Origin of the sequence: Psychrobacter piechaudii (genome assembly GCF_900162825.1) — a bacterium.
Taxonomy (GTDB): Bacteria; Pseudomonadota; Gammaproteobacteria; order Pseudomonadales; family Moraxellaceae; genus Psychrobacter; species Psychrobacter piechaudii.
On the sequence record NZ_FUGE01000182.1, the window covers coordinates 1 to 5,006 of the forward strand.

Sequence of the window (5,006 nt, forward strand, 5' to 3'; positions counted from 1 at the left end):
TAAGTTTGGCTTTTTTAAATTGTTTACGTGATTTAGCGTGTGTCTCATTGATAGCCTGTAAGGTCTGACTGTGTAATCCTAAATACTCACCGCTACCTTTGGTGTACTGATTTAAATCATAAGCACTAAAAAACCTACCGGTACGTTTTAGATGCTCAAAGCAAAGTGCATTGACATAGTTCCACACGAAGTTCACTGAACCGCTTAGCTGATTCAGCTCTTTTATGTACTTGTCTTTAATGCGTAGTTTGAGGGTTTTCATGCCTTTAGTATGGCAAGTTTAATTTTGACTTACAACCCTTTAACGACTTCTTACGACAGTGTGTGTCGCCTTATATCCACCCCCTGAAGTGGGTGGTTTTACGGCGACTGGTGATAAAAAAATAGAAAAATTTAAAAAAAGGGCTTGCCAACTTATTTAAAATCTATATAATAGTCAACCACTGAGAAGCACTAGCCCAGTACACATTAATTGTATGTGTAGAACAAAATGGGGATGTGGCGGAATTGGTAGACGCACCAGATTTAGGTTCTGGCGCCGAGAGGTGTGAGAGTTCGAGTCTCTCCATCCCCACCATTTTATGCGGTTAGTTACTCTCAACCTAATACTAAAACCCGCTTATAGCGGGTTTTTTATTGCCTATCTTATTTGCACAGCTATTGCTTAATCAACACCAAGACTCACTCTATAAGACCTCTTTAGAGATTTAAATATATTTAGCTTACACAATCAGCCTTTTCTCTTCTAAGTTTCTGAATATCTTATACTCAACCTCAGAAGCGTCATTTTCAGTGTCATAGTGATATTCGACTGAATTCGATTGGCTGATGAAATAAACCTTAATGGTATTAGAATCTCTAGATATTCTGCTCACATCACTCAAGTTTATCGTATCATTTTGGATTACAAGAAACATAGTCCTAACCTTTTATATCGTTTTATTAATATTAATTGGCAAAAGCCAGAGATGATGGCTGCTAGTATAGTCTAAATTCAGCAGATGTTTTAATAACTTGTTGTAGTTGCTGAATGACCGTTTCCATTTTCTCGAAACGATTTCGCGTCTGTTTTGCTAAAAGTTTATCAATGACCCGCTGCAACGAAGACCACTGTTGGGGTAATAAAGGTATCGGCTGTTGACAATGTAGTCTTGCCCATTGAGATGACAATTTCTGCTTATCCAACTCCTTCTGTTGCAACTGATAAGGCTTTTGCCCTACCAATAGTTCAAACAAGGTTATGCCAAAAGCATATAGATCACTTTGCACAGTTATTGGTTCTCCTTGCCAACATTCTGGTGCTAAATAGGCCGGCGTCCCCTGCACTCTAGATTTTGACTGGGTTTCATTTACTCCAAAATCTTTCAATACCGGCTGCGCACAGGCCCAGTCATTTAAATGCACCTGCGATGAGGCCAAAAGAAAGTTACTGGGCTTAATATCCCCATGCACCCAGCCTATTTGGTGTAGCTGCTGCACACACTTTGCCAAGGTAAGCGCCAATTGTAGTTTTTGTGGCTTTTGTGGCTTAGATAATGAAGAACCATGCAGATAGCACTTAAGACTACCTGGATGAAAATAAGGCATGACTAAGCCAGTTAGCTGCCACAGCTCGCCCTGTATCTCAATGGTGCTTACTGTTATAAACTGATACTGTATCAAATCTAGAAACGATTTTTGGGACTGTTCCCACCACTGCTGCTGAAGCTGTTTTATATTGGCAATTTCAGCGTCTAAGCTTGAATTATAGCTTTTAGCCGTTGGCTGCAATTGCCATTTAAGAATATAGGCAACATTTTCATGCTCTGCTTTAGTAATGCCTTGATAGCTAACTTGATTTTCATTTACTTCGTAACTTAAACGCAGTGCCTTACAGGAAGTATACCCTTGCTGGGCAAGCTGAGAGTCAACCCGCTGCCTTATCATTTGGTGCCTGATGTCTTGCCTAGAATCTTCCATGATATATTGCCTAGCATTTTGCATTGTGTGTTGCAGATTAGACATAGTTTTCGCAGTTAAGAGTGATGGGTTAAAGACAGCTCAGTAGACAGTATCTAATAAAGGGCTAAGTTAGGAGTCATAAAGTAGGCTATGGCTTGCATTCAGTGGGCTTTACTGGCACTATTTTTGACTCTATTATTTCTTATTTATAATCATAACCTGATAGGGCTGAGTCAGCATGGCAAATTCTGTAAACAAGCTTACCTTAGATGATAATCTAGCTCACTTATTGGCTGAGTTCCTAAAACAAAACATCACCCCTCCTCTTAAGATAGACCCTAGTCAATTAGCCTATCGCTGGGTTGGTGGCATTAAAGGCAGACTTGAGCCGATTAAAGTTAGCTCTGCTTTAGCGCTTGATGACCTGATCGGTATTGATACTCAAAAACAAAAAATAGTCCAAAATACTAAGCAATTTTTGGCCGGCTACCCTGCTAACCATGTGTTAATGACTGGAACGCGAGGGGCCGGTAAATCTTCTATCATCCGAGCATTATTGAACGAGTTTAAAGACCAAGGCCTACGCATGATTGAAGTATCGCGCGATGACCTACAAATGCTAGATAAGATTCGAGACGCCATTAATGAGTTACCAGAAGACACTTCATGTCGCTATATCGTCTATTGCGATGACTTGGCATTTAATGGCCAAGATGAGAACTACCGCACCCTAAAAAGTGTGTTGGATGGAGCTCTTGACTCAGAACAAGATAAGCTGCTGGTCTATGCCACCAGTAACCGTCGTCATTTATTGCCTCAGCTAATGAAAGACAACGTCAGTATTTATGACGGTCAGACCGATGAGGTTAACCCTTATGAAACTATTGATGAGACTGTGTCGTTATCGGATCGTTTTGGACTGTGGCTGTCATTCTATCCAATGAATCAAGAGACTTATTTAAATATCGTTACCCATTATCTGCAAGCTGAAGGTATTGAATGGAGCGATAAGATACGTCACGAAGCCCTACTTTGGTCTTCTAGCCGTGGTGGCCGTTCTGGCCGTGTGGCTTATCAATTTGCCAGACACTGGGTGGGCCAACAGTTATTAAGCCAAGAAAGCTAGTTGGGTAACTGATTTACCGCTTTATGAGTCACCTCAAAGCGCATAAAGTCACGAGCCAGCCACAGATTCCCATGATAATACTGCTCCACCTCTAAGCGGATATCAGCCATATTTGGTGTTTTAGATTCAGGGTCATCGTAAGGCTGATAGCGGGCACTAAAGTGAGTCAGTATTAAATTATTTAATTGGGCGGAATGCGCAAAGCTTGCAATCCGCTTGGCCGTGGTATGCATCGGATCGAAGGCGTCTTCTCGTGACATTATTTTATCAGCCACTGCCTGAGTATATGTGGCTTCATACACCAGTAAGTCTACGTCTTTGGCCGCCTCGCTCAACAGCTGTGGATTATCGTTATCACCGGCCACAATTACTTTAAGCACCTGAGCCACTCGCTGCGTATAATCCAATGATTTCAGTTGACTGCCATCGGGTAAAGTCACATCTTCTCCGGCTTGAAGCCTACCCCATGCAGCAGTAGGCTCAACACCCTCCGCTTTCAGCTTTTCAATATTCAACTTAATGGTCTGCACAGTTTGGGTAATTTTAAAAGCGTACGACTCTACCCGATGGGATAACTTAATAACCTCAATATCCAGCTGATGTGTGGTTGATAACGGCACAGATACCGTATGTGATTGTGCAAGCTCTGTAGTCTCAAATAAGCTCTCAATGGTGATAAATTCAACCTCAAAGGGAAAATACAGCTCAGTGTTTGCCTTAACTGCCTCTAAAAATTGCTTAATGGCCTGAGGCGCAATAATAGTTAAAGACTCTTTGCGCCCTGACATTGCCATGCTAGCGAGAAGCCCTGGCAACCCATAACAGTGGTCCCCATGCACATGGGTAATACAAATCACTGCTAACTGATGGCTGCTAATGTTGGTTTTTAACAGCTGGTGTTGGGTAGCTTCCCCACAATCCACCAAAACCCAAGGCTTGTTTTTCTTGCTAGCTGGATTGCCGGCTGAACCAAAAGGATTTAGGCACTCAATAGCTAGCGCTGTGACATTGCGTTTCTTAGTCGGTACGCCAGCTGATGTGCCCAAAAAGGTAAGGTGTAACATGGTTATTTTTGGCTACCTAATAAACGCTCATTATTTAACGGCGGTATTCCAGAAGAACGACTCAACGTTAGCATATTGCAGATAAACAACTGCACCACTTCATTATGCTGATTAAGGGTTTTGACTTCTACAGTCACTATACCACGGTCCGATTTAGACTTTGATTCTTTGACCTCAATAACCTCGGCTTCAATACGCAATGTATCGTTAGGATAGGTAGGTGTAGGCCATTTAATCTGGGCACTTGCGCCTATTAATCCGCTTGCCATCGGAATAGATTCAACCATTAAGCGCATGGTAATACCGGCGGTTTGCCAACCACTCGCCACCAATTGACCAAAAAAAGTATCTTTAGCTCTGGTTTCATCCATATGATACGGCTGTGGATCATAACTTGCCGCAAACTCTTTAATCTCTTCTATGCTTATTGTTTCAGTACGGCTTTTCCATTTGTCACCGACCTTTACGTCTTCTAAATATAATTGCTTCATCTACGAACCTTTAATTGTGGTATTTATTAATTATGGTATTTATTCTAAGAACCCTATAGCCTATGACTTGTTTATTATTTGCGTCTTATTGATCTATGGTCACTGAAAAATGACTTATTATTTGCCATTTAATATAACAAAGAACCCTACGTTAACCTGAGTTCGGGATAAGCAGGTCAAAAAAAAGCAAAAAAAGAAGTCCAAAATTGTTAAAGTTAATGTACTAATAAAAACTCAACAAAAAGGACTTCTTACATGGACAACCTAACCGAATTATACTGCCACATTGACGACTTTTACCAAGCATTCAAACCAGAATTTGAACGTCAGCTGATCGAAAATGGGACAAAGCGATTAAGAGCATGCAAGATAAGTGTACCAGAG

At 41.2% G+C, this 5,006-nt stretch carries 4 protein-coding genes, 1 tRNA gene and 2 pseudogenes; 3 read left to right on the top strand and 4 right to left on the bottom strand.

Annotated features, from left to right (window positions below):
- Positions 1-262 (bottom strand): annotated as a pseudogene (locus A1019T_RS10075) (RNA-guided endonuclease InsQ/TnpB family protein); the annotation flags it as partial.
- Between the two features lie 230 nt (positions 263-492).
- Between A1019T_RS10075 and A1019T_RS10080 the strand changes: the two are divergent.
- Positions 493-577, top strand: a tRNA-Leu gene (locus tag A1019T_RS10080).
- Positions 578-978: 401 nt separating this feature from the next.
- Here the strand turns inward: A1019T_RS10080 and A1019T_RS10085 are convergent.
- Positions 979-1,959 carry a protein kinase domain-containing protein gene (locus A1019T_RS10085; protein WP_167366865.1) on the bottom strand — a complete coding sequence of 327 codons (981 nt, stop codon included), beginning with the start codon at positions 1,957-1,959 and terminating at the stop codon, positions 979-981.
- A 220-nt stretch (positions 1,960-2,179) separates the two neighbouring features.
- Here A1019T_RS10085 and A1019T_RS10090 point away from each other — a divergent pair, with 220 nt between their 5' ends.
- Positions 2,180-3,067, top strand: coding sequence for an ATP-binding protein (locus tag A1019T_RS10090; protein WP_077451533.1), 888 nt, complete (start codon positions 2,180-2,182; stop codon positions 3,065-3,067).
- On the opposite strand, the gene A1019T_RS10095 is transcribed toward A1019T_RS10090, so the two are convergent.
- Positions 3,064-4,131, bottom strand: coding sequence for a ribonuclease Z (locus tag A1019T_RS10095; RefSeq protein WP_077451534.1), 1,068 nt, complete (start codon positions 4,129-4,131; stop codon positions 3,064-3,066). The two genes, A1019T_RS10090 and A1019T_RS10095, sit on opposite strands and share 4 nt — an antisense overlap.
- 2 nt (positions 4,132-4,133) lie before the next feature.
- Positions 4,134-4,622, bottom strand: coding sequence for a MaoC family dehydratase (locus A1019T_RS10100; protein WP_077451535.1), 489 nt, complete (start codon positions 4,620-4,622; stop codon positions 4,134-4,136).
- 255 nt (positions 4,623-4,877) lie between these two features.
- Between A1019T_RS10100 and A1019T_RS10105 the strand changes: the two are divergent.
- A pseudogene (locus A1019T_RS10105) lies at positions 4,878-5,006 on the top strand (IS982 family transposase); the annotation flags it as partial.